The sequence below is a fragment of the Serratia plymuthica NBRC 102599 genome (genome assembly GCF_001590925.1).
GTDB lineage: Bacteria > Pseudomonadota > Gammaproteobacteria > Enterobacterales > Enterobacteriaceae > Serratia > Serratia plymuthica.
Genome location: NZ_BCTU01000007.1, coordinates 98,933 through 123,655, shown reverse-complemented (window position 1 = coordinate 123,655; position 24,723 = coordinate 98,933). Strand labels below are relative to the sequence as shown.

General features: G+C 56.3%; 23 protein-coding genes and 1 other annotated feature. Of the genes, 13 read left to right on the top strand and 10 right to left on the bottom strand.

Going from position 1 to position 24,723, the window contains the following annotated elements; genetic code table 11:
* Positions 1-11: 11 nt before the first annotated feature.
* Entirely contained in the window at positions 12-1,199 is a 1,188-nt protein-coding gene (gene sdeX, locus SPL01S_RS05255; protein WP_006323983.1) for a multidrug efflux RND transporter periplasmic adaptor subunit SdeX, read from the bottom strand.
* A gap of 142 nt (positions 1,200-1,341) precedes the next feature.
* On the opposite strand from sdeX, the gene acrR reads away from it, so the two are divergent.
* The 3 genes from acrR to mscK all read left to right on the top strand — a co-directional run bounded on the left by acrR (position 1,342) and on the right by mscK (position 5,876).
* Positions 1,342-2,022: a multidrug efflux transporter transcriptional repressor AcrR gene (gene acrR, locus SPL01S_RS05250; RefSeq protein ID WP_006323984.1), complete on the top strand. Its 681-nt coding sequence runs from the start codon at positions 1,342-1,344 to the stop codon at positions 2,020-2,022.
* 13 nt (positions 2,023-2,035) lie between these two features.
* Positions 2,036-2,389 carry a DsrE/DsrF/TusD sulfur relay family protein gene (locus tag SPL01S_RS05245; protein ID WP_006323985.1) on the top strand — a complete coding sequence of 118 codons (354 nt, stop codon included), beginning with the start codon at positions 2,036-2,038 and terminating at the stop codon, positions 2,387-2,389.
* A 100-nt stretch (positions 2,390-2,489) separates the two neighbouring features.
* The gene (gene mscK / locus SPL01S_RS05240; protein WP_063198022.1) at positions 2,490-5,876 is read left to right on the top strand and encodes a mechanosensitive channel MscK; all 3,387 of its coding nucleotides are present in this window, start codon (positions 2,490-2,492) and stop codon (positions 5,874-5,876) included.
* Between the two features lie 45 nt (positions 5,877-5,921).
* On the opposite strand, the gene rsmS is transcribed toward mscK, so the two are convergent.
* A complete protein-coding gene (gene rsmS / locus SPL01S_RS05235; protein ID WP_004949369.1) occupies positions 5,922-6,101 on the bottom strand; it encodes a pleiotropic regulatory protein RsmS in 180 nt (59 codons plus the stop codon).
* Positions 6,102-6,210: 109 nt separating this feature from the next.
* Entirely contained in the window at positions 6,211-6,747 is a 537-nt protein-coding gene (priC, locus tag SPL01S_RS05230) for a primosomal replication protein PriC (protein WP_004949371.1), read from the bottom strand.
* A 150-nt stretch (positions 6,748-6,897) separates the two neighbouring features.
* Between priC and SPL01S_RS05225 the strand changes: the two genes are divergently transcribed.
* The 9 genes from SPL01S_RS05225 to SPL01S_RS05185 all read left to right on the top strand — a co-directional run bounded on the left by SPL01S_RS05225 (position 6,898) and on the right by SPL01S_RS05185 (position 16,558).
* On the top strand, positions 6,898-7,278 hold the full coding sequence (locus SPL01S_RS05225; protein ID WP_063198021.1) for a DUF454 family protein: 381 nt from the start codon (positions 6,898-6,900) through the stop codon (positions 7,276-7,278).
* A gap of 323 nt (positions 7,279-7,601) precedes the next feature.
* The gene (apt, locus tag SPL01S_RS05220) at positions 7,602-8,153 is read left to right on the top strand and encodes an adenine phosphoribosyltransferase (RefSeq protein WP_063198020.1); all 552 of its coding nucleotides are present in this window, start codon (positions 7,602-7,604) and stop codon (positions 8,151-8,153) included.
* Between the two features lie 92 nt (positions 8,154-8,245).
* Positions 8,246-10,195, top strand: coding sequence for a DNA polymerase III subunit gamma/tau (dnaX, locus tag SPL01S_RS05215; protein WP_006323989.1), 1,950 nt, complete (start codon positions 8,246-8,248; stop codon positions 10,193-10,195).
* Positions 9,528-9,592 (top strand) — a sequence feature (DnaX frameshifting element). It overlaps the preceding gene by 65 nt.
* A gap of 41 nt (positions 10,196-10,236) precedes the next feature.
* Positions 10,237-10,566, top strand: a complete 330-nt coding sequence (locus SPL01S_RS05210) for a YbaB/EbfC family nucleoid-associated protein (RefSeq protein ID WP_004949379.1) — start codon at positions 10,237-10,239, stop codon at positions 10,564-10,566.
* Positions 10,566-11,171: a recombination mediator RecR gene (gene recR, locus SPL01S_RS05205; RefSeq protein WP_004949381.1), complete on the top strand. Its 606-nt coding sequence runs from the start codon at positions 10,566-10,568 to the stop codon at positions 11,169-11,171. Before SPL01S_RS05210 ends, recR begins: the two co-directional genes overlap by 1 nt.
* A 141-nt stretch (positions 11,172-11,312) precedes the next feature.
* A complete protein-coding gene (gene htpG / locus SPL01S_RS05200) occupies positions 11,313-13,178 on the top strand; it encodes a molecular chaperone HtpG (protein WP_062869874.1) in 1,866 nt (621 codons plus the stop codon).
* Positions 13,179-13,379: 201 nt separating this feature from the next.
* Entirely contained in the window at positions 13,380-14,024 is a 645-nt protein-coding gene (adk, locus tag SPL01S_RS05195; protein ID WP_062869875.1) for an adenylate kinase, read from the top strand.
* A 190-nt stretch (positions 14,025-14,214) separates the two neighbouring features.
* The gene (gene hemH, locus SPL01S_RS05190; protein ID WP_063198019.1) at positions 14,215-15,177 is read left to right on the top strand and encodes a ferrochelatase; all 963 of its coding nucleotides are present in this window, start codon (positions 14,215-14,217) and stop codon (positions 15,175-15,177) included.
* 76 nt (positions 15,178-15,253) lie between these two features.
* Positions 15,254-16,558 carry an inosine/guanosine kinase gene (locus SPL01S_RS05185; RefSeq protein WP_063198018.1) on the top strand — a complete coding sequence of 435 codons (1,305 nt, stop codon included), beginning with the start codon at positions 15,254-15,256 and terminating at the stop codon, positions 16,556-16,558.
* A gap of 271 nt (positions 16,559-16,829) precedes the next feature.
* Here SPL01S_RS05185 and ybaL read toward each other — a convergent pair whose 3' ends face one another.
* Both ybaL and SPL01S_RS05175 read right to left on the bottom strand, forming a co-directional pair.
* Positions 16,830-18,521 (bottom strand): YbaL family putative K(+) efflux transporter, encoded by a 1,692-nt coding sequence (ybaL, locus tag SPL01S_RS05180; RefSeq protein ID WP_004949391.1) that lies wholly within the window; start codon positions 18,519-18,521, stop codon positions 16,830-16,832.
* Positions 18,522-18,765: 244 nt separating this feature from the next.
* Positions 18,766-19,986 (bottom strand): MFS transporter, encoded by a 1,221-nt coding sequence (locus tag SPL01S_RS05175; protein ID WP_063198016.1) that lies wholly within the window; start codon positions 19,984-19,986, stop codon positions 18,766-18,768.
* 182 nt (positions 19,987-20,168) lie between these two features.
* On the opposite strand from SPL01S_RS05175, the gene ushA reads away from it, so the two are divergent.
* The gene (ushA, locus tag SPL01S_RS05170; protein WP_063198013.1) at positions 20,169-21,821 is read left to right on the top strand and encodes a bifunctional UDP-sugar hydrolase/5'-nucleotidase UshA; all 1,653 of its coding nucleotides are present in this window, start codon (positions 20,169-20,171) and stop codon (positions 21,819-21,821) included.
* A gap of 60 nt (positions 21,822-21,881) precedes the next feature.
* Here the strand turns inward: ushA and SPL01S_RS05165 are convergent, their stop codons facing one another.
* The 5 genes from SPL01S_RS05165 to SPL01S_RS05145 form a co-directional block, all read right to left on the bottom strand.
* On the bottom strand, positions 21,882-22,229 hold the full coding sequence (locus tag SPL01S_RS05165; RefSeq protein WP_063198011.1) for a DUF1493 family protein: 348 nt from the start codon (positions 22,227-22,229) through the stop codon (positions 21,882-21,884).
* The gene (locus SPL01S_RS05160; RefSeq protein ID WP_063198008.1) at positions 22,226-22,675 is read right to left on the bottom strand and encodes an STM2901 family protein; all 450 of its coding nucleotides are present in this window, start codon (positions 22,673-22,675) and stop codon (positions 22,226-22,228) included. The genes SPL01S_RS05165 and SPL01S_RS05160 overlap by 4 nt, the downstream gene beginning before the upstream one ends.
* Positions 22,676-22,793: 118 nt before the next feature.
* Positions 22,794-22,976, bottom strand: coding sequence for a DinI-like family protein (locus SPL01S_RS05155; RefSeq protein ID WP_063198006.1), 183 nt, complete (start codon positions 22,974-22,976; stop codon positions 22,794-22,796).
* Between the two features lie 141 nt (positions 22,977-23,117).
* Positions 23,118-23,597 carry a Cys-tRNA(Pro)/Cys-tRNA(Cys) deacylase YbaK gene (gene ybaK / locus SPL01S_RS05150; protein ID WP_004949396.1) on the bottom strand — a complete coding sequence of 160 codons (480 nt, stop codon included), beginning with the start codon at positions 23,595-23,597 and terminating at the stop codon, positions 23,118-23,120.
* 227 nt (positions 23,598-23,824) lie between these two features.
* Positions 23,825-24,628: a TraB/GumN family protein gene (locus tag SPL01S_RS05145; RefSeq protein ID WP_063198004.1), complete on the bottom strand. Its 804-nt coding sequence runs from the start codon at positions 24,626-24,628 to the stop codon at positions 23,825-23,827.
* Between the last annotated feature and the right edge of the window lie 95 nt (positions 24,629-24,723).

Below are 24,723 nucleotides of genomic sequence, written 5' to 3'. Positions count from 1 at the left end.
CCGGCTCCTTTTTATGACTTCTGCGCTTCAGACTGCGGCTGTTTCTGCGCCTGAGTGTCAACTTCCTGCACTTTTACCTGAGCGCCCGGGCGAACTTTCATCAGGCCGGTGACAATCACGCGATCGCCGGCTTTCAAACCGTCGGTAACCAGCCATTTGTCGCCGATAGCCTGATCCGCTTTCAGCGTACGCAACTCGACTTTATCGTCAGCGCCCACCACCATGGCGGTAGCTTCGCCGCGCGGGTTACGCGTCACGCCCTGTTGCGGTACCAGCAATGCATCGCTGCGAACGCCTTCGTCCAGACGGGCGCGAACGAACATCCCCGGCAACAGCGTATCGTTCGGGTTAGGGAACAATGCGCGAATGGTGATGGAACCGGTGGTTTCATCAACGGTAACGTCAGAGAATTCCAGCGTGCCTTCTTGGGCGTATTCCGTGCCGTTTTCCAGCAGCAATTTCACCTTGGCTTTGCCGTTTTCCTGTTTCAGCGCGCCGCTGGCCAGTTCTTGCTTCAGACGCAGGAAATCGTTGCTTGACTGAGTCACGTCCACGTACATCGGATCCAGCTGTTGCACGGTAGACAGCGCGGTGGCTTGACCGTTGGAAACCAGCGCGCCTTCGGTCACGGCGGATTTGCCGATGCGGCCGGAGATCGGCGAGGTCACTTTGGTGTAAGCCAGGTTGATGCGTGCGGTTTCCACTGCGGCTTTCGAGGCTACCACGGCGGCTTCTGCCTGCTGCAGCGTGGAAACTGCGGTATCGTAATCCTGCTTACTGATGTAGTTGGTGCCCAGCAAGGGTTTATAGCGGTTCACCGTTACGCGCGCGATCGAAGCGCTGGCTTGAGATTTGGCCAGGTCGCCTTTGGCGCTGTCATAGGTTGCCTGATAGGTGGCGGGATCGATCTGATACAGGGAAAAACCTGCTTTGATGTCACTGCCTTCAACAAAATTGCGCTTCAGGATGATGCCGCTGACCTGAGGGCGAACTTCGGCGATACGATACGCAGCAGTGCGGCCAGGAAGATCGGTAGTAATGTTGAGAGGCTCGGCCTTCAATGTCACTACGCCCACTTCGGGAGCCGGTGGTTGGGCGCCTTGTTGTTGGGTTTCCTTATCGTTACATCCTGTAAGTACTAAGCTGCCTGAAAGCATCAGAACTGCCGCCAGAGGCGTTAACCCTCTGTTTTTGTTCATAGAAAAACCCCAAGTGTCCGATTTCAAAATGATCAATGGATCACAAGCTTTAAAACCCATTGCTGCGTTAATTATATGTGCGTGCTATGGTACATACATACGCGAATGTATGTAAATCACACTCCCCCGAAAAAACAACGCCATGGCACGAAAAACCAAACAGCAGGCGCTAGAAACTCGACAGCACATTCTTGATGCTGCGGTGCAGGAATTTTCTGAACGTGGCGTTTCTGCAACGTCACTGACAGATATTGCCACCGCTGCCGGTGTTACGCGTGGTGCTATTTATTGGCACTTCAAGAATAAGGTAGACCTGTTTAACGAAGTTTGGGAATTGTCAGAGTCGAAAATAGGCGATCTCGAAATAGAGTATCAGGCAAAGTACCCTGATAATCCACTGCGTATTTTACGTGAAATACTAATTTATATACTGACGGCGACGGTCGATGACGGCCGCCGGCGAGCGCTGATGGAAATCGTATTCCACAAATGCGAATTTGTCGGTGAAATGATGCCGCTGCAAGACGCGCGTAAAGTGCTTAGTTTGGAAGGCTACGAGCGCATCGAGTCGGTGCTGCGCAATAGCATGCGCCACGGCCAACTTCCCGCCGATCTCAATACCCGCCGGGCGGCGATTATCCTGCGCGCTTATATCACCGGCCTGATGGAAAACTGGCTTTTTATGCCGGAAAGTTTTGATCTGAAAGCCGAAGCGGCAGCCCTGGTCGATTCATTCCTCGAAATGACCCAATTCTGCCCGACCTTAAGGGTCAAACCGGAAGAGCAGGCGGCCGAGCCGCACTGTGCCGACTGTCATCCTTAAAAGGAGATGCACCATGTCATCCGTTGTGTTGATCGCCAGTGGCGCGGCCTATGGCCAGGAATCACTGTTTAACGCCTTGCGTCTGGGCATTGCGCTGAAAGAGCAGCAGGCCGATCTCAATCTGAAACTGTTTTTGATGTCGGACGCAGTGGTGGCCGGCCTCGCCGGGCAACAGCCGCACGAAGGTTATCATTTGCAACAGATGCTGGAGATCCTCACCGCGCAGCAAGTGCCGGTAAAACTGTGCAAAACCTGCGCCGACGCGCGTGGCGTCAGCCGGTTGCCGCTGGCAGACGGGGTGGAAATCGGTACGCTGGTGGAACTGGCGCAATGGACGCTGGCCGCCGAGAAAGTACTGACGTTCTGATCCCGCTACATCTGTACATCACCAGCAACGTTTTTCTTATTCGTTGGCTATCTGCGATCGTGATAATCTTTCGGCTTCATTATTGATTCGAAGTCAAATCATGCATCGCAGGTTAGCTAAACGTCCTTTTCCGACGTTACCCTCGTTCTTCGGGGGGGATATCTCCCGCGCCCTCGCTCTGTTTTTATTGATCGCCCTTTGTGCGGTCTGCCAGCCTGTTGCCCATGCGGCGTTGAACGGCGATGCGCCGTCGCGCAGTGAAATTCAAAACCAGCTTGATGCGCTGAATAAGCAAAAGACGCTGACGCCGGTCAATAAGCTCACCCAGCAGGATCTGACCCGCACGCTCGAACTGCTGGACGCCATCGAACGCGTCAAACAGGATGGCGCTGAGCTTAAACAACAGTTGCAGTTGGCGCCGGGCAAGCTACGCCAGGTGACCGAGGATCTGGATGCGCTGAAAGTCCCTGTGGATAGCGCGGCCGCCAGAGCCGATCTGCTGCCGCTCTCCCTGCGCCAACTGGAAACCCGCCTTTACCAGACGCTGGACGAACTGCAAACCGCGCAGGAAAACCTCTCCGCCTATAACAGCCAACTGGTTTCGCTGCAGACCCAGCCGGAACGGGTGCAAAGCAGCATGTATACCGCGTCGCAGCGTCTGCAGGAGATCCGTAACCAGCTCAACGACCAGACGCCGGGCCAAAACTCGCTGCGCGACAGCCAGCAGGTGATGTTGGCAACGGAGCAGGTGTTGCTCAATGCGCAAATTGATCTGCAGCGCAGGAGCCTGGAAGCCAACACCACTTTGCAGGACCTGCTACAGAAACAGCGCGATTACACCACCGGGCACATCGACGCGTTGGACCGATCGGTGCAGTTGCTGCAAGAAGTGGTTAACAGCAAACGCCTGACTCTGTCTGAAAAAACCGCCAAAGAGGCGCAGAATCCGGAAGACGCCACGGACATCCAACAGGATAAGCTGGTCAGTAAAGAGCTGGACGTCAATCGCCAACTCAGTCAGCGGCTGATTGCCGCTACGGAAGAGAGCAACATACTGTTTCAACAGAATATCCGGGTAAAGAACTGGCTCGATCGCGGCCTGCAGTCGGAGCGTAACCTGAAGGAGCAGATCCAGGTGCTGAAAGGCAGCCTGGTGCTGTCGCGCATTCTCTACCAGCAGCAGCAAAACTTGCCGCAGGGCACGTTGGTGGCGGATATGGGCACGCGAATCGCCGATTTGCGCCTGGAGCAGTTTGATATCAACCAGCAGCGCGACGACCTGTTCAAGGGCGACGACTACATCAATAAGCTGCTTGTCGACAGCAAAGAGAAAGCCAGTGCGGACGTGCTCGATGCGTTGAACGAAATCGTTGATATGCGCCGTGAGCTATTGGATCAGTTGAATAAGCAGCTCAGCAACCAGCTTGCGCAGTCGATCAGCTTGCAGATTAACCAGCAGCAACTGACCAGCGTTTACAGCTCGTTGCAAGATACGCTGACCCAGCAGATATTCTGGGTTAACAGCAACAAACCGATCGATCTGGCGTGGTTGAAAGCCCTGCCGGGCGCGGTCAAAGATCAGATTGCCGCACTCGATTTCAAACTGGACACCGGCAAAATGCTGCAGGGCGGGTTGAATGCGTTGGTGTTCCTCATCCCGATGCTGATTCTGATAGCCCTGCTGCGCTGGCGCTACAAGCTGATCGATACGCACCTGCAAAAGCTGGCTAATGATGTCGGGCAGCTAAAACGCGACAGCCAACTGCACACGCCGAAGGCCATTATGCTGACCTTGCTGAAAGTGCTGCCCGGCTCGGCGCTGCTGCTGGGTGCCGGTTTCTGGTGTTACCGCGCGGAAATCGGCCTCAGCGATTTTCTGTGGGCACTGTCGCAACAGCTGGCGCTGTTCTGGCTGATTTTCGGTTTTACCTACCGTACGCTGGCGCCGGGCGGCGTTACCGAGCGCCACTTCAACTTTTCCACCGGACTGTGCGCGCACTACCGCCGGCAGACCCTGCGCCTGGGGTTGGCGCTGCTGCCGCTGATCTTCTGGTCGGTGCTGGGCGAGAAAGCGCCGCTGCGGCTGGTCGAGGACGTTATTGGCCAGGTGGTGGTGATGTTGACGCTGGCGCTGCTTGCCGTGCTGGTGTTTCCGCTGTGCCGCGACGGCTGGCGCGAGAAAGGTTCGCACGCGGTGCAACTGGTGATCATCACCGCCATTGCCGCCACGCCGCTAATCCTGCTCGGCCTGATGTTCGCCGGTTATTTCTACACCACGTTGCGTCTGGCCGGCCGCTGGATCGACAGCCTGTATCTGTTCTTCCTGTGGAACATCGTTTATCTGACCGCCATTCGCGGCCTGAGCGTTGCGGCACGTCGCTTGGCTTACCGCCGCGCGCTGGCGCGTCGCCAGAGCCTGGCGAAAGAGGGGGCAGAAGGCGGGGAACCTGTCGAGGAGGCGCCTTTGGCGCTGGATCAGATCAACCAGCAGTCGCTGCGTCTGACCACCATGGCGCTGTTTATCATCTTTGCCTGCGCCTTCTACGGCATTTGGTCAGATCTGGTGACGGTGATTTCGTATCTGGACAGCATCACGCTGTGGCATTACACCACCACCGTTGCCGGCGGCAGCGTGCCGCAGGCGGTGACGCTGGGCAACATGATGGTGGCCATCGCGGCGGTGATCGTCGCCTATGTCATGACGCGCAACCTGCCCGGCCTGCTGGAGGTGGTGGTGCTGTCGCGGCTGCAACTGCGGCAAGGGGCGTCTTACGCCATCACCACCATACTGACCTACCTGATCACCACCGTGGGCGCCGTTACCGCGCTCGGATCGCTGGGCGTGTCCTGGGATAAGCTGCAATGGCTGGCCGCCGGGTTGACCGTCGGTCTGGGCTTCGGCCTGCAGGAGATTTTCGCCAACTTTGTTTCTGGTCTGATCATTTTGTTCGAGCGGCCGATCCGCATCGGCGACACCATTACTATCGGCACCTTCTCCGGCTCGGTCAGCAAAATCCGCATTCGCGCCACCACCATTACCGATTTCGATCGTAAAGAGGTGATCATCCCGAACAAGGCGTTCGTTACCGAGCGGCTGATCAACTGGTCGCTGTCAGACACCATTACCCGGGTGTTGATCAAGGTTGGGGTGGCGTACGGTTCCGATCTGGACAAGGTGAAAGCGGTGCTGTTGCAGGCTGCGCATGATAACCCGCGGGTGATGACCGATCCGGAACCGCAGGTTTTCTTCCTTAACTTTGGCGCCAGTACGCTGGATCACGAATTGCGCCTTTATGTTCGTGAATTGCGTGACCGCAGCTATACCGTCGATGAGCTGAACCGCTCGATCGATCGCCTGTGCCGGGAGAACGACATTAATATCGCCTTCAACCAGCTGGAGGTATATTTGCACAACCAGCAGGGTAACGAGGTACAGGAAGTGAAACGGACGCTGTCGCAGGATGAGGGCAGCTCGTCGGCTGGATAATGGGATGAAAGCGAGGGTTCAGTTCAATTCAAGGCTGAACCCTTTTTACTGCCCGGCGGGCAGGTAAGGCGTGGTGACGCCGTTGCGTTGCAGTTTTTCCTGATAGTCCCGTTTGACAATATCCAGCGCCGCCAGCGCGATGGCTGGATCGATCTCGTTACATTCCAGCAGGTAAATCAGGTCTACCGCCAGCTGCAATTCTGGTGAGGCATTATCTAGAGACATAAAACCAACATTTTTGTTTAGTAGGTGAATGAATAAGGTGTCGCTTCGGCTGAGTATAGTGAACAAGGCGCGCGGCAGGGAATAATCATTAAAGTATTGTGATAAATCTTCAAAAACCGTTTTCTTTACGCTCGATGCTGCGCTCAATGCGCGCCAGCGCCTGTCGACAACGCACCAACCTGCCTTCCAATGCCGCCAATTCGTGCTGCAATTTTTGCTGCGCTGCGAATGTGGTCTGCCTGCCCAGCAGGCTTTCCCGATCCTGAATCATCGACATTAACCGGCGTTCATAATCCTGATGCTCGGCCAGCTTGTGATACAAATCGACCGCCACCACTTCTTTCGGCTGATTTTTACGGCGCAACGCCTGTGTCGCCAGCTCGCGCTGCAGAGCGGTGATCTGGGCCACCAGCTTCTCTGCCAGAAAGGCGACCTGACTGATGCGGCTGTCGTTGGCTGCCGTCTGCAACTGGGCGAAGTTCCTTTGCACTTCCGCCAGATAATCACGCAGCCGGGTGCCGCGATTGGAAAACAGCGCGGCGTCAAAGCGCGCCTGAGGGATAGGGGCGTCGCCACGCGGCGTCACCTCGGCGGCCAAGGCCGCGATCTGCTGTTCTAACACCTGTAATAGACGGTGAGTGCTCACGTTGGCTCCATTCAAATTTCACAGGGCTCAGCTTGCCCGCGATCCCGCCGTGAAACAAGCGCGGCGCTCATATTCCGGCCATTGCGGCTGGTGGCGCAGGGGAGGAGGGTGATAAAGTAACGCCAGACAGACTAGCGGACAAGGGCTCGCATGACGCGTTGGTTATTGATTATCCTCGGTTGGTTGGCGGTGGTACTGGCGACGCTGGGCGTGGTGCTGCCGCTGCTGCCGACCACGCCATTTCTGCTGCTGGCCGCCTGGTGTTTTGCCCGCTCATCGCCGCGCTTTCACCATTGGCTGCTGTATCGTTCCTGGTTCGGCCCTTATCTGCGCCATTGGCAACAGCATCGTGCGTTGCCGCCAGGGGCCAAAGGGAAGGCGGTAGCGGTGATTGTGCTGACGTTTGCGGTTTCGCTGTGGCTGGTTAAACTCTGGTGGGTGCGCGGGGTGTTGTTGCTGATGCTGGCTATTCTGCTGACCTTTATGCTGCGTTTGCCGGTTGTTGATCTGTCGCAACAAAAACAGCGCTGATCCTGTCTTATTATGCCCTGGGGCTTTCAAGTCGGCCGCTCCTGCACATTCATGCGCTCGCGGCATTTGTGCATCCCTCTCTAACGCAGCCAGGCGATCCGCTCTCTCATCCTCAGAGGCTTACTCAGGCAAGTCACTGGCGATGGGCGAGTGCGGATAACAACGCTGTAACTTGAAAGATGACGGGGATGGTTGCATTTGTCCGCCAGTTTGCATAGATTTGGGCGTTTTCGTGCGCGAGTTGCTTCCCATTCCTTCTTTATACCGGGCTGGGTAACGCAGTTTGCGCGCAAGTCTTCAGGTAGTTTTATCAGGCAACAATTATGACCGCTACTGCGCAGCAGCTTCAGTTTATTAAAGACAGTATCAAAACCATTCCGGATTACCCGAAGCCGGGCATACTGTTCCGTGACGTCACCAGCCTGCTGGAAAATCCGCTGGCTTACGCGGCCAGCATTGAATTGCTGGTTGAGCGCTACCGCGATGCGGGCGTGACCAAAGTGGTGGGCACCGAAGCGCGCGGTTTCCTGTTTGGCGCTCCGGTGGCGTTGGCGCTGGGCGTGGGTTTTGTGCCGGTACGCAAGCCGGGCAAGCTGCCGCGCGCGACCCTCAGCGAAATCTATGAGCTGGAATACGGCACCGATCAATTGGAAATCCACACCGACGCCATCGTGGCCGGCGATAAAGTGCTGGTGGTTGACGATCTGCTGGCGACCGGCGGTACCATTGAGGCCACCGCGAAACTGATCCGCCGTCTGGGCGGGGAAGTTAACGACGCCGCTTTCATCATCAATCTGCCGGAGCTCGGCGGCGAAGCGCGTTTAAATAAGCAGGGCATCGAATGCTACAGCCTGGTCTGCTTCGCAGGCCACTGATCCTGCATTGTCCCAATGCCACAACGGCCTCGCGGATCGCCGCGGGGCTGTGTTAGCATGACCCTCTAGATTCCTCGACTTCTCCGGTATTAATGAGCTATCAGGTTCTTGCCCGTAAGTGGCGCCCTCAAACGTTTGCAGATGTTGTCGGACAAGAACACGTCCTGACGGCGCTGGCTAACGGCCTCTCGCTGGGGCGGATTCATCACGCCTATCTGTTTTCAGGCACGCGCGGCGTGGGTAAAACCACCATTGCGCGCCTGCTGGCCAAAGGCCTGAACTGTGAAACCGGCATCACCGCGACCCCGTGCGGCCAATGCGATAACTGCCGCGAGATTGAGCAGGGGCGTTTTGTCGATCTGATAGAGATCGACGCCGCGTCCAGAACCAAGGTGGAAGACACCCGCGATCTGCTGGATAACGTCCAATACGCGCCCGCCCGCGGCCGTTTCAAAGTTTACCTGATTGACGAAGTGCACATGCTCTCGCGTCACAGCTTCAATGCGCTGTTGAAAACGCTCGAAGAGCCGCCTTCGCACGTGAAGTTCCTGCTGGCGACCACCGATCCGCAAAAGCTGCCGGTGACCATTCTGTCACGCTGTCTGCAATTCCATCTCAAAGCGCTGGATGTCGATCAGATCCGCAACCAACTGGAAACGGTGCTGCAGGCGGAGAAAATCACCAGCGATCAGCGTGCGTTGCAACTGTTGGCGCGCGCCGCCGACGGCAGTATGCGCGACGCGCTCAGCCTGACCGACCAGGCGATTGCCATGGGGCAGGGTCAGGTGACGACCGCCACCGTCAGTCAGATGCTGGGCACGCTGGACGACGAACAGCCGTTGGCCATCCTTGAGGCGCTGGTTAGCGCAGACGGCGAAAAGGTCATGGCGCAGGTCGCACAGGCGGCTTCTCGCGGTGTAGATTGGGAGAATTTGCTGATCGAGACGCTGGCGCTGTTGCACCGCATTGCGATGGTGCAATTGCTGCCGTCGGTACTGGATAATCATTACGCCGCTATTGAACAAAGGCTGCGTGAACTGGCGCGTACCTTGCCGCCGACTGACGTACAGCTTTATTACCAAACGCTGCTGGTAGGGCGCAAAGAGCTGGCTTTTGCGCCGGATCGCCGCATGGGGGTTGAGATGACCCTGCTGCGTGCATTGGCGTTTCACCCGAAAGCGGTGATCCCAGAGCCGGTGGCGCCGGTGCAAATGGCCCCTGCGCAGATGGCGCAGCCGCGGGCCCCCTCTGCCCAGCCGCCACAGTTTCAGGATGCGCCACCGCCGTTAGGGCAGGCCGCACCGCAAAACAATCAACCGGCGAATCTACCGGATGCCACCGCGCAGTTATTAAAAGCGCGCACCCAACTGCTGCGGCAGGGAGCATCCACACCAAAAAAGAATGAGCCGGCGGCGCCTGGAAAAGCGCGGCCGGCAAACTCAGCACTGGAGCGCTTGGCTTCAGTGACTGAGCGCAGCCAGCAGCGCTTGGCGGAAAAACAGGTGCAGGAAAAACCGGCCAAACCGGAAGCCTACCGTTGGCGGGCGTTGACCGAGCCGGAACCGGAGCCGGAACCGCTGGCGACACCGAAAGCGTTGCGCACCGCACTTGAGCATGAGAAAACGCCCGAGCTGTCGGCCAAACTGGTGGTTGAGTCGCTTGAGCGTGACCCTTGGGCGGCAGAGATCGATAAGCTGAAAATCCCGAAACTGGTGCAGCAACTGGCGTTGAACGCTGTGAAACAACAGCTGGAACCAGGCAAAATTTGTCTCCGCCTGCGGTCTTCGCAGCGCCATCTGAACTCGCCTTCGGCGCAGAAGGTGCTGACTGACGCGCTCAGCGAGTTGTACGGCAGCCCGGTTGAGTTGACCGTGGTGGAAGACGATAATCCGGCGGAGCGGACTCCGCTGGAGTGGCGGCAAGCCATTTATGAAGAAAAACTGGCGCAGGCGCGCCAGTCCATCGTTGCGGATACCAATATCCAGACGCTGCGCCGGTTCTTCGACGCGGATCTGGATGAAGAGAGTATTCGCCCCCTTTAAACGCTGCGCAAAGTGCGCGGCCCTAGCGACGAGAGACGACTATGTTTGGTAAAGGCGGTCTGGGCAACCTGATGAAGCAAGCCCAGCAAATGCAAGAAAAAATGCAACAGATGCAGGAAGAAGTCGCCAAATTGGAAGTGACTGGCGAATCTGGTGCTGGCCTGGTGAAAGTCACCATTAACGGCGCGCACAACTGCCGTCGCGTGGAGATCGATCAAAGCCTGATGGAAGACGATAAAGAGATGCTGGAAGACCTGATCGCCGCTGCGTTTAACGACGCCGCGCGCCGCATCGACGAAACCCAGAAAGAGAAGATGGCGTCTGTTTCCAGCGGCATGCAATTGCCACCTGGCTTTAAGATGCCGTTCTGATGCAAACCAGCCCGCTCCTTGAAACATTAATGGAGGCGTTGCGCTGCCTGCCGGGCGTTGGCCCGAAGTCAGCCCAGCGCATGGCGTTCCAACTGCTGCAGCGCGATCGCAGCGGCGGAATGCGCTTGGCGCAGGCGCTGACCCGAGCCATGTCGGAAATTGGCCACTGTGCCGATTGCCGCACTTTCACCGAGCAGGATATCTGCACCATTTGCGCCAATCCACGCCGTCTGCAAAACGGCCAGATCTGCGTGGTGGAAAGCCCGGCCGATATTCATGCCATTGAGCAGACCGGTCAGTTCGCCGGGCGCTACTTTGTGCTGATGGGCCACCTGTCGCCGATGGATGGCATCGGGCCCGGCGATATCGGTCTGGATCGGTTGGAGCAACGGCTGGAAAAGGAAAGCATTACCGAAGTGATCCTGGCCACTAACCCGACGGTGGAAGGCGACGCAACCGCCAACTACATCGCCGAGATGTGCGGCCAGTATGGCGTGGTCGCCAGCCGCATTGCCCATGGCGTGCCGGTGGGCGGCGAGTTGGAGATGGTCGACGGCACCACGCTGTCGCATTCGCTGGCCGGCCGTAACGTCATCAAGTTTTAATGTTTTCCCAGACGGGGCCCATGCGGCCCCGTTATTCCCCCGCAAAAATTTCCCGCCAGCCGCTTGAAAAACAACGCGCTTGTCCCCATTTACTCCTCATTGTCCGATTTTGGTAGCCACTGTCTTTGAGGTAATCTGAGTATGAAAGGTCAAGAAACCCGCGGTTTCCAGTCTGAAGTAAAACAACTGCTTCATTTGATGATTCATTCGCTGTACTCCAATAAAGAAATTTTCCTGCGCGAGCTGATCTCCAACGCCTCAGACGCCGCCGACAAGCTGCGCTTCCGCGCGCTGTCTGCGCCTGAGTTGTATGAAGGCGACGGCGAGCTGCGTGTGCGCCTATCCTTCGATAAAGATCAGCGCACGCTGACCATCGCCGATAACGGTATCGGCATGAGCCGCGATGAAGTGATCGAGAACCTCGGCACCATCGCCAAATCAGGCACTAAATCCTTCCTGGAATCTATCGGTTCCGACCAGGCCAAAGACAGCCAGTTGATCGGCCAGTTCGGCGTCGGTTTCTATTCGGCGTTCATCGTGGCGGATAAAGTCACCGTGCGCACCCGTGCCGCTGGCGCAGCGGCGGATCAGGGCGTGTTCTGGGAGTCTGTCGGCGAAGGCGATTACACTATTGCCGATGACACCAAAGAAGATCGCGGCACCGAGATCACCTTGCATCTGCGCGAAGGCGAAGATGAATACCTCGATGCCTGGCGTCTGCGCTCGGTGATTGGCAAATACTCCGATCACATCGCGCTGCCGGTTGAAATTGAAAGCAAAAACGAAGAAGACGGCACCGTCACCTGGGAAAAAATCAACAAGGCGCAGGCCCTGTGGACCCGTAGCAAGGCGGACGTCACCGACGAAGAATACAAAGAGTTCTACAAACACATCGCTCACGACTTTACCGATCCGCTGAGCTGGAGCCACAACCGGGTAGAAGGCAAGCAGGAATACACCAGCCTGCTGTATATCCCGGCGCAGGCTCCGTGGGACATGTGGAACCGCGATCATAAACACGGCCTGAAGCTGTACGTGCAGCGGGTGTTTATCATGGACGACGCCGAGCAGTTCATGCCGAACTACCTGCGCTTCGTGCGTGGCCTGATAGATTCCAACGATCTGCCGCTGAACGTTTCGCGTGAAATCCTGCAAGACAGCCGCGTGACGCAAAACCTGCGCGGCGCGCTGACCAAGCGCGTACTGCAGATGCTGGAAAAACTGGCCAAAGACGATGCTGAAGGCTACCAGAAGTTCTGGCAGCAGTTCGGCCTGGTGCTGAAAGAAGGCCCGGCAGAAGACGGCGGCAACAAAGAAGCCATCGCCAAACTGCTGCGCTTCGCTTCTACCCAGGGCGACAGCTCGGCGCAAACCGTCTCGCTGGAAGAGTATGTCGGGCGTATGGCGGAAGGGCAGGATAAAATTTATTACATCACTGCCGACAGCTATGCCGCCGCCAAGAGCAGCCCGCACCTGGAGCTGTTCCGCAAGAAAGGCATCGAAGTGCTGCTGCTTTCCGATCGCATCGACGAATGGATGATGAGCTACCTGACCGAATTCGACGGCAAGCCATTCCAGTCGGTCAGCAAGGCGGACGAAGCGCTGGACAAGCTGGCGGATGAAACCGAAGAGCAGAAGGCCGCCGAGAAGCAGCTGGAGCCGTTTGTCGACCGTGTGAAGACGCTGCTGGGCGATCGCGTGAAGGACGTGCGTCTGACGCACCGCCTGACCGATACGCCGGCCATTGTCACCACCGGCGCCGATGAAATGAGCACCCAGATGGCAAAATTGTTTGCCGCTGCGGGCCAGGAAGCGCCGGAAGTGAAATACATTTTCGAGTTAAATCCGGAGCATGCGTTGGTCAAACGCGCATCCGATGTGGGTGATAACGAACAATTCGCCGAATGGATCGATCTGCTGATGGATCAGGCGCTGCTGGCTGAACGCGGCACGCTGGAAGATCCAAACCAGTTTATCCGTCGCATGAATAAGCTGTTGTCGGCCTAATTCCCGGCTTATGCGCCCTTAACCGCAGGGTTAAGGGCGCATTCTTTGCTTTTCTCCCTGATTTTCCTGTTTTACCCGCCTTATTGTCCCTGTCGTTCCGCAATCGATTTCCTTGCGTACCTTGAGCCAGCCCCCCCGGAAATGGTATGGTTGAGCGTTTTCGCAATTTTATAAAAACTACATAGCAAGGGGATTTACGCAATGCGTATCATTCTGCTGGGCGCTCCGGGCGCTGGTAAAGGTACTCAGGCTCAATTCATCATGGAGAAATACGGTATTCCGCAAATCTCCACCGGTGATATGTTGCGCGCAGCCGTGAAGGCCGGCAGTGAGCTGGGCAAGCAGGCGAAAGAAATCATGGACGCCGGCAAGCTGGTGACCGATGAGCTGGTAATTGCACTGGTTAAAGAACGCATCACTCAGGAAGATTGCCGTAATGGCTTCCTGCTGGACGGTTTCCCGCGCACCATTCCACAGGCTGATGCGATGAAAGAAGCCGGCATCAACGTGGACTACGTGCTGGAGTTCGCCGTGCCGGACGAACTGATCGTCGATCGCATCGTTGGCCGCCGCGTACATGCGCCGTCTGGCCGCGTGTATCACGTTAAATTCAATCCGCCGCAGGTGGAAGGCAAAGACGACGTGACCGGCGAAGAGCTGACCACCCGTAAAGACGATCAGGAAGAAACCGTGCGCAAGCGCCTGGTGGAATACCATCAGATGACCGCACCGCTGATTTCCTACTACAGTAAAGAAGCGCAAGCAGGCCACACCCAATACCGTAAAATCGACGGCACCCGTAAAGTGACCGAAGTGAGCGCTGAACTGGCGAACATCCTCGGCTGATCGATTTTTATTGCTGTGCATAGCGCCAGGCCTTAGGTCTGGCGTTTTTTTATCTGGCGACTAAGGTATCGCCTGTTGCTGATATCGGTTCCGGTGAAGCGCTTTTCCGCTACAATAGACGCCATTAATTGACGTTAACGCCCTGACCCAGAAAGGGGTATTAGCCTGCAAGGCATCAAAGGGAGCTGAGATGAAGCAAGAGAAACACGGGGTATTGCTGGTGAACCTGGGCACGCCGGATGCTCCGACCTCGTCGGCGGTAAAACGCTATCTAAAGGAATTCCTCAGCGACGACCGCGTAGTCGATACTTCACCGCTGATCTGGTGGCCTATCCTTAATGGCGCGATCTTGCCGCTCCGATCGCCGCGCGTCGCCAAGCTGTATCAGTCGGTATGGATGGACGAAGGCTCGCCGCTGTTGGTCTACAGCCGCCGTCAGCAACGCGCGCTGGCCGCACGTATGCCGAACACCCCGGTAGAGCTGGGCATGAGCTACGGTTCGCCGAGCCTGTCGGAAGCGATAGACAAGCTGTTGGCGCAGGGTGTAACCAATCTGGTGGTGTTGCCGCTGTATCCGCAATACTCCTGCTCGACCAGTGCAGCGGTGTGGGATGGCGTGGCTCGCGTGCTGAAAGGCTACCGCCGCCTGCCGTCGATAGGCTTTATCCGCGACTACGCCGAGCACCCGGCCTACATTGCCGCGCTGCGCCAGAGCGTTGAGCGCTCGTTCGCCGAGCACGGCCTGCCTGACCGTCTGGTGTTGTCTTTCCACGGCATTCCCAAGCGTTATGCCCGCCTCGGCGACGATTACCCGCAACGATGCGAAGATACGCTGCGTGCCTTAACCGCCACGCTGCCGCTGGCACCGGACAGGGTGATGATGACCTACCAGTCTCGCTTTGGCCGCGAGCCGTGGCTGACACCTTACACCGATGAAACCCTGAAAAGCTTGCCGGCGCAGGGTATCAAGCATATTCAGCTGATTTGCCCCGGCTTCTCGGCGGACTGCCTGGAAACGCTGGAAGAAATCAAAGAGCAGAACCGCGAGATCTTCCTCAAAGCCGGCGGTGAGAAGTTCGAGTATATAGCCGCGCTGAACGACGAACCGGCGCATATCGATATGATGCAGCAACTGGTGGCTCAGCGTTTCTGATCGTCATGCGACCCCCTCAATCAGGCAGAAATGTGCTAACATTTTCTGCCTGATAATAGCCACTGCCGCCAATCACATGAAATTTCCTGGTAAACGTAAGTCCAAACACTATTTTCCGGTGAACGCTCGCGATCCGCTCTTGCAGCAAGTTCAGCCTGAAAATGAAGTCAGCACCTCTTATATCGTCGGCATCGACCAGACGCTGGTGGATATCGAAGCAAAAGTGGATGACGCGTTTATCCAACGCTACGGCTTGAGCCTGGGGCATTCCCTGGTGATTGAGGATGACGTCGCCGAGGCACTGTATCAGGAGCTAAGCGAAAACAATCTGATCGACCATCAGTTCGCCGGCGGCACCATCGGCAATACTCTGCACAACTATTCGGTGCTGGCGGATGACCGTTCGGTCCTGCTTGGCGTCATGTGCAGCAACATTAAAATCGGCAGCTACGCCTACCGTTATTTGTGCAATACCTCGAGCCGCACCGATCTTAACCACCTGCAGGCGGTTGACGGCGCTATTGGCCGCTGCTTTACGTTGATCACCGAAAGCGGCGAGCGCACTTTTGCCATCAGCCCTGGGCAGATGAATCAGTTGCGGCCGGAGAGCGTACCGGAAGAGGTGATAGCAGGTGCTTCGGCGCTGGTGTTGACGTCGTATCTGGTGCGCTGCAAGGAAGGGGAACCGATGCCTGCCGCCACCATGCAAGCCATAGAATTTGCCAAAAAACACGACGTGCCGGTGGTGCTGACGCTGGGCACCAAGTATGTGATTGCCGATAACCCGCAGTGGTGGCGCGACTTCCTGAAGCAGCACGTGTCGATTCTGGCGATGAACGAAGATGAAGCGCTGGAGCTGACCGGGCTGAGCGATCCCTTGACCGCCTCTGATATGGCCCTCGAGTGGGTGGACTTAGTATTGTGCACCGCCGGGCCAAACGGCTTGTATATGGCGGGTTATACCGAAGAATCGAATAAGCGGGAAACTCAGCATCCGCTGTTGCCGGGGCATATCGCCGAATTCAACCGTTATGAGTTCAGCCGTGCCATGCGTCGTGAAAGCTGCGAGAACCCGTTCCGCATCTATTCGCATATTGCGCCGTACATGGGCGGGCCGGAGAAAATCATGAATACCAACGGCGCCGGCGACGGCGCGCTGTCGGCGTTGTTGCATGATATCGCCGCCAACGGTTTTCACCGCAATAACGTGCCGAATTCCAGCAAGCATGTGCGCAGTTACCTGACGTATTCCTCGTTGGCGCAGGTGTGCAAATACGCCAACCGCGTCAGCTATCAGGTGCTGAACCAGCATTCACCGCGCCTGACGCGTGGCCTGCCGGAGCGGGAAGACAGCCTGGAAGAGGCTTACTGGGAACGGTAAAAAGCAAAAGGTCCGGCAAGCCGGACCTGAGGTTGATGACAAAGTTGCTTTTGAGTCCGAGATACCCGGGCCTGGCGCACCGAGGGGCCATTATGGGACACATTCGTGTGTCCCACCCTGCGGGCCGACATGAAGTCGTTCCAATTTGCTCCCGGCAAATTGGTCGGCGGGTAAGCCGTTACGACCCCTTCGGCACCCTCTCCCTAATAATCGGCTTTGTCAGCAGTCTGAGGTCCGGCAAGCCGGACCTTTTTGATCACCGGTTTTCACGTCAAATCGGGCAGGCGCCCATTTTCTCTTCTTCGCTCAGCGTATCCAGCTTAAGGATATTCAACATGCTGTTGGCGATTTCCCGCTCGCCCATCACGACCTGATCGGCACCGCGATCTGAGATGTATGACACCTCGTCATCGTAATGCGCACGGGCGATAATCTCGATGTTTGGCCGCTTGTTGCGCGCAGAGGCGACGATCTCCCCGGCCTCGTAGCCGTTTGGAATGGTCAGCAACAGCCAGCGTGCGCAGTCGAGCCTTGCCAGATCCATTACCTCCGGATTGGCGGCGTTGCCCAGCACCGTTTTGATACCCTGTTCACGCAGCGCTTCGACCCGAGGGCGAGAGTTCTCGATCACCACCAGAGGGATGCCGGCCTCGGCAAGTTTGGCACCCAACAGGCTACCGACGCGGCCATAGCCGACCAGCAGAGCGTGATTGCACATATCGAACGGGATCTGCTTTTCTTCTTCCACCGCTTCTTCCAGAATCTGGTCTTCCATGGTTTCAGTCTTGGCGAGATAACGTTCGAGCAGGGTGAACAGCAGCGGGTTGAGCATGATCGACAGGATGGCGCCAGCCAGCACCAGATTACGGCCGTGCTCCGACATCATGCCGAGCGAGATGCCAAGGCCGGCCAAAATGAAGGCGAACTCGCCGATCTGCGCCAGGCTGGCGGAAATGGTCAGCGCGGTGCGCCTGGAGTGGCCGAACATTTTCACCAGCAGGAACGCCGCCGCCGATTTACCGAACACGATAATCGCCAGCGTCGCCAGCACCGCCAGCGGCTCGTTGATCAGGATCATCGGGTCAAACAGCATGCCGACCGAGACAAAGAACAGCACCGCAAAAGCATCGCGCAGCGGCAGCGTGTCGTGGGCTGCACGGTGGCTCAGCTCCGACTCGTTCAGCACCATGCCGGCGAAGAACGCCCCCAGAGCGAAGGAAACGTCGAACAGCTTCACGGCGCCATAGGCAATGCCGAGCGCCAGCGCCAGCACCGCCAGGGTAAACAGCTCGCGAGAGCCGGTGCTGGCGGTTTTCGCCAGGATCCACGGCACCAGGCGACGGCCGACCACAATCATCAGCGCGATAAAGGCGATGACCTTGCCGATGGTGATGGCCAGCTCCATCAGCAACTGGCTGCTGCTGGCGTTGTCATTGCCCATCATGTTGCCGAAGGCCGGCAGCAGCACCAATGTCAGCACCATCGCCAGATCTTCCACGATCAGCCAGCCGATGGCGATTTGCCCGCGCTGACTGTCGATCAACTGGCGTTCTTCCAGAGCACGCAGCAACACCACGGTACTGGCGGTGGACAGACACAGCCCGAACACCAGGCCGGAAATCAAATCCCAGCCGAGCAACTTGGACAGCCCCATACCCAGCAAGGTGGCGACGGCAATCTGTGCCACGGCGCCGGGAATGGCGATATGTTTTACTGCGAGGAGGTCTTTAAGAGAGAAATGGAGGCCAACACCGAACATCAACAAAATCACGCCAATTTCCGCCAGTTCCGGTGCCAGCGAGGTGTCGGCAACAAACCCGGGGGTAAAGGGGCCGGCGAGCACGCCTGCTGCAAGGTATCCTACCAGTGGGGAGATGCGCAGGCGATTCGCCAGCATACCGAGGAGGAAGGCGAGTACTAACCCTCCGACAATGGTGGTGATTAACGGTGTTGAATTATGCATCCAGACTCCTTCTAGCTATGCATGGCGGTAGAGGGAAAACGCAACGAAGTTACGAAAAGATACATTTAGTTTATTGCATTTGTGCGTGCTTTGCTTAGCTAAATTTGGCCTTTTTGCGAAAAAGCAGAGGATTCCGCGTTGGGCAGGCCAGTGAGGGGATTTATCAACGAATAAGTCAAATAACATTGATTTATGTGGGAGATAACCCGGCTGAATAATATTTATCAACCGGGCTGTAGCAGGGTTATTGTGAGTTATGATCCATATTAGGCAGCAGTGCGGTGATAATGCCGATCAAGGGTAAGAAAGCACAGATTTGGTAGACCAATTCGATACTGGTCAAATCTGCGACATAACCAAGAACTGCCGCGCCTAACCCACCCATACCAAAAGCAAAACCGAAGAATAAACCGGAAACCATACCCACTTTCCCGGGGATCAGCTCCTGAGCGTAGACCAAAATGGCCGAAAACGCCGAGGCGAGAATTACCCCTATGATCACCGTCAAAATACCGGTCCAGTATAAAGATGCATAGGGTAAAACAAGCGTGAAAGGTGCTGCGCCAAGTATGGAGCCCCAAATGACATATTTTCGACCTATCTTGTCGCCCAGTGGCCCGCCGATAATGGTGCCGGCGGCTACGGCGAACAGAAAAGTAAACAGATGTATCTGGGCATTTTGTACCGAAACGCCGAACTTATGTATCAGATAAAAGGTGTAATAGCTGCTGATACTGGCCAAGTAGAAATATTTTGAGAAAATAAGCACCAGCAGGATGCCGAGAGCGTAGGTAACGGTACGTTTTGGCAGCGGTTGCCGCGCAGCGGCGGTTTTTGGCAGACCTTTTGTTGCCCGATGCTGTTGCTGATACCACTTGCTGACCTGCAACAGCACCACAATCGCCAGCAGCGCCGCCAGTGAGAACCAGGCGACGTTGCCCTTACCGTAAGGCGCGATAATCAGCGCCGCCAACAGGGGGCCCAGAGAACTGCCAAAGTTGCCGCCGACCTGGAACAGTGACTGCGCCAGACCATGCCGGCCACCGGAAGCCATGCGCGCCACGCGGGACGACTCCGGGTGGAACACCGAAGAGCCGGTACCGACCAACGCCGCAGCCAGCAACACCAGCGGGAAAGTATTGGCTACCGACAGCAGCAGCAGACCACACAGGGTAAAGCCCATGCCGATCGGCAGCGAATAAGGCTGCGGGTGTTTATCGGTGAAGTGGCCGATCAACGGTTGCAACAGCGAGGCGGTCAATTGATAAGTCAGGGTGATCATGCCGATCTGCACAAAGCTGAGATTGAAATCGGCCTGCAGGATCGGGTAAATCGCCAGGATCAGCGACTGAATCATGTCGTTCAACAAATGGGATACGCTGATGGCGCCGAGGATCGAGAAAGCGGTGCCTTTAACCGCACCGCCCTTGGCCGGCGGCATGGCGGTTTCGCTACGGTCGGTCATTTTATTATTAGCCTGGTAAGTTTTAGAGTTCAGAGCAGATTATCTTAGGCAAGTTGTTCAATTTTTACCACATCCGACATAATTTGACGTATATCGCAAAAATTTGAAATCACTCGCCTTTGTTTCGCGCTACAATTTCGGCCACCTCAAAAAACAGTGCATTTTCATCATGGAGAGCCGCCATGCGTTTTTCGTTAAAAACCACCGCATGCGCCTTGGCCGTGTCCCTGACTTTCCTGTCGGGAGCCGCCAGCGCCTGGGAAAAGGATAAAACTTACGACATCACCATCCTGCATACCAACGATCACCATGGCCATTTCTGGCAGAACGATCACGGTGAGTATGGTCTGGGCGCGCAGAAAACCCTGGTAGACAGCATTCGCCAGGAAGTGGCGGCCAAGGGCGGCAGCCTGCTGCTGCTGTCCGGCGGCGATATCAATACCGGCGTGCCGGAGTCCGACCTGCAGGATGCCGAACCGGATTTTCGTGGCATGAACCTGGTGGGTTACGATGCGATGGCGATCGGCAACCATGAGTTCGACAATCCGCTCAGCGTGCTGCGTCAGCAGGAGAAATGGGCGACCTTCCCGCTGCTGTCGGCCAATATCTATCAGAAAAGCACTCAACAGCGTCTGTTCAAACCCTACGCCTTATTTGACAAGCAGGGCATCAAGATTGCGGTTATCGGCCTGACTACCGACGACACCGCCAAGATCGGCAACCCGGAATACTTTACCGATATCGAGTTCCGCGTACCGGCGCAGGAAGCGAAACAAGTGGTTGAGCAACTGCGCAAGGATGAAAAGCCGGACGTGATCATCGCCGCCACTCACATGGGCCATTACGATGACGGCAACCACGGCTCCAACGCGCCGGGCGACGTCGAGATGGCGCGCAACCTGCCGGCAGGTTACCTGGATATGATCGTCGGCGGTCACTCGCAGGATCCGGTCTGTATGGCCGGCGAAAACCACAAGCAGGTAGACTACGTGCCGGGCACTCCGTGTTCGCCGGATCGCCAAAACGGCACCTGGATCGTCCAGGCGCACGAGTGGGGCAAATACGTCGGCCGCGCCGACTTCCAGTTCCGCAACGGCGAGCTGAAGCTGGTGCATTATCAACTGATCCCGGTCAACCTGAAGAAGAAGGTGGAAAAAGCCGACGGCACCAGCGAGCGAGTGTATTACACCCAGCAAATTCAGGAAGATCCTTCCATGATGAAACTGCTGACGCCATTCCAGGACAAGGGCAAGGCGCAGCTTGAGGTTAAAATCGGCAGCGTGAACGGCAAGCTGGAGGGCGATCGCAGCAAGGTGCGCTTCGTTCAGACCAACTTGTCGCGGGTGCTGCTGGCGGCGCAAATGGAACGTGCCGAAGCCGATTTTGCGGTGATGAGCGGCGGTGGGGTGCGTGATTCGATCGAGTCCGGCGACATTACCTATAAAAATGTGCTCAAGGTGCAGCCGTTTGGCAATACGCTGGTCTATGCCGAGATGAAAGGCAGCGAGGTAGAAAAATACCTGGCGGTGGTCGCCAACATGAAGGTGGATTCCGGCGCTTACGCGCAGTTTGCCAACGTCAGCCTGACGGCGGACGGCAAGGGCGTCAGCAACGTGAAGATCAAGGGCGAGCCATTGCAGGCGGACAAAACCTACCGTATGGCGACGCTGAACTTCAATGCGTTGGGCGGTGACGGTTATCCGAAACTCGATACCCTGCCAAGCTACGTCAACACCGGTTTTATCGATGCCGAAGTGCTGAAACAGTATATCGAGAAGCACTCTCCGCTGGATGCGGCGGCCTATGAGCCGAAGGGCGAGATTGTTTATCAGTAGTTAAATATAAAGGCAGTTTTCTTTGTCTCAGTACGGGGTAAATTGCCTGCTTTTACCTGCTCAGTCATAGAGCCAGCGGCCAGCTTTGGCAGAATCGATGAGCATAGCAATGGTTAGTGGTTTTGGATTGTTGTGATCAGTTTGGAGGTGTTTAGGCAAAAGGCAGTTAGGAATGAAGGGAATACCGACTCTTGGAAAATAGTCATTCCATTCCATAGATTTAAAATCGACATGGAATTTTTCTGCGAAAGCCACCAACAATTCGTCAGCATCTTCACTGTCGATGGGATATTCGCCCACATTAATTGGGAAGTTTTCATCGATGGTAAAGGGGGGTTTTTGAGTGCCAAATAGCTCTTGCTGAACGAACGCAATCACATATTCTGAGAGGTTATCCCCTAGGTTCATAGCCGATCACCTTTTTTCGCAATCAAGTTATATCGGCGCAATGAGCGCGAGGAGATCGTCCATAAGTCATACATTGTAATAACTACGCCAATCCAAGGTACCCACCTGCCAACAAACGCGCCGAGACTTCTTGTCGGTGACCATTTCCCACGCAGCATATTTTCCCACGTGAGTGTTTTTAGCGGTTTTTTCATTTTATAGCGAATCATATGTCTTGCCGCATAGGATAAAGGTGATGTACCAGCGGTCGCTCTACGAACGTCTAACTTTCCTGTGACGGGGATAAAAGGGTATCCACCGATGAGTAATGCTAAGGCGACTACATCTTGGGTCCCTAGTTCTTTCTGAGCCTCATCAACGATGATCCAAAAAGCCAATTCACCTGCCGATAACCCTATCATTCCATCAAAAAAATAAGTTCCATTTAACTCTTCAACCGTATCCATCACTTTTCCTTGTTAGTTTGGCTGTTTCCCAATATATTCAGCAGCGGCAAAAATATCCATATAAGGTGCGGTTTAGAGAAAATTGCCCGGTGTATATTCTGATACAAGTCACAACCTTCTAAGACTGAAACCAGTCATCTGCACTTTCCCACGTTTCCTGCTGCATTTCCTCTACAACCTCTTTGTCCGCCGTAGTACCATTGCGCACCAAAAGCTCATCCAGATCCGCCAAACGAACGGTAGCTTTAATGTCAGAGAATTTACGCTGCAGCCGCTTGTTCAGCTCGACCGCCTTGGCCAAGGCAGTGCCGGCGGGAAATTGTTTTTCTTACCGATGGTCACATCAACGTAAATCATGATTACCCCCTCAAATATCAGTCACCAGCCATTGTCAGACTCTTAGAACATATCCTCCAGTATCCGGTTAAGCTTCTCCCTGTCACTAATCGCGCTTGGCGATATCGGCGAAGCTGCCGGCCAGTAGGCGGCATAAATCGCCGGCGGCCAGTTCGATATCCAGCCCGCGTTTGCCGCCGGAGACGTAAATGGTGGCGAACTGCTGCGCCGGGCTGTCGATCACCGTCGGCAGCCGCTTTTTCTGCCCCAGCGGGCTAATGCCGCCGACCAGATAACCGGTTACGCGCTGTGCCAGTTGCGGGTCGGCCATTTCCGCTTTCTTTGCGCCCAGGGCGCGAGCGACCTTTTTCAGATCCAACTGGGTCGCGACCGGCGTTACCGCCACCGCCAGATGTTTGGCGTCGCCGTTCAGCGCCACCAACAACGTTTTATAGACGCGATCGGCATCGAGCCCAAGTTTCTGCACCGCTTCATCACCGAAGTGGGTTTCCGCACTGTCGTGATGATAGGGATGAAGGGTAAACGCGATTTTTTGTTTCTCAAGCAGGATCACTGCGGGCGTCATACTGTTTTCCTATTTCCCTTCGCACGGGAAGTTGCAAAGCAAAGCAACAAAATTACAAAAATCTAACGGCGGCAGCAACCTGAGCTGCTGTTACATAAAGCGGGTTGCCAAGGTGTTCACTGGGTTGCTACCCTGTCTATTGTAACCGTTAACACGGTTGCTATGCGTATAACTAAAATACAAGAAATTCCTCTTTGACTGGCCAGTAGCGATATTGGCCACTTTTTTTACTGCGCCTGAAGCATCGCCGGCAGATTATCTTCGCCGTACAGATGCAGTGCGCCCACCGCCACCACGTAGTTGCCGGCCGGCAACGCCTCCAGTTTCTGCTGCCAGTCCCGGTTGCGCCGATGCATCAGCACGTCGTACAGATCGGCGCTGAAGGTGGCGGGCAGGGTTTCCAGCGCGCCGTTGGGTTTTGCGTCCAGCCACCAGCTCACCATGGTTTGCAGCAGGCGCGCGTTGGTGTGCCAGTGTTCCAGCGTATCGCGCAGCAGCGCCATACCGCCTTCCGGCAACTGTTCCAGCATCGCCATCTGCTGTTCCGCGCCTTCCAGCTCAATCACCTTTTTGTGTTGTTGCCTGGCGGCCTGCAACAGTTGGTAGTCTACGCCGTACTCGGCGCGCAGCCCCAGTCGCTGAGCCTGACGAGCCTGCATCGTCAACGCCACCTGCCAGCCGGGGAGGGTCGAGAACACCTCTGCGTCGGCGCCCAGTTCGTGGCACAGGACCAATAACTGCTGAAACTCGGTATCGGAAAGACGTTCTACCAGGTCGGGCTGTGGGGCGCTGTGGCCAAACGGCGAGGCGGAGCCGGTGATATCGGCTTCGACAATCAGGGCATCAGCCTGTTTCAGGCGAGTCGCCAGCGTGGCAGGCAGCGGCGACATATCCACCGTACCCATATGAATGCTGCCCACCAGATGGAATTGACGATCGCCGGGCAGCCGGATATCCAGCGCCGGGTAGGCGTAGGTCATCGGAGAAATAATGCCGAGAAAGGCGGCCAGGCGGCGTAATAGCTTACCCATACAGCGTGGTTCCTTATTTTCCCCGCGAGTGTGCAGACGACGGCCTGGCCTCTGGCGGGTAGCGCGTTTATGCCATGCTAAACGCTATCCGGCGC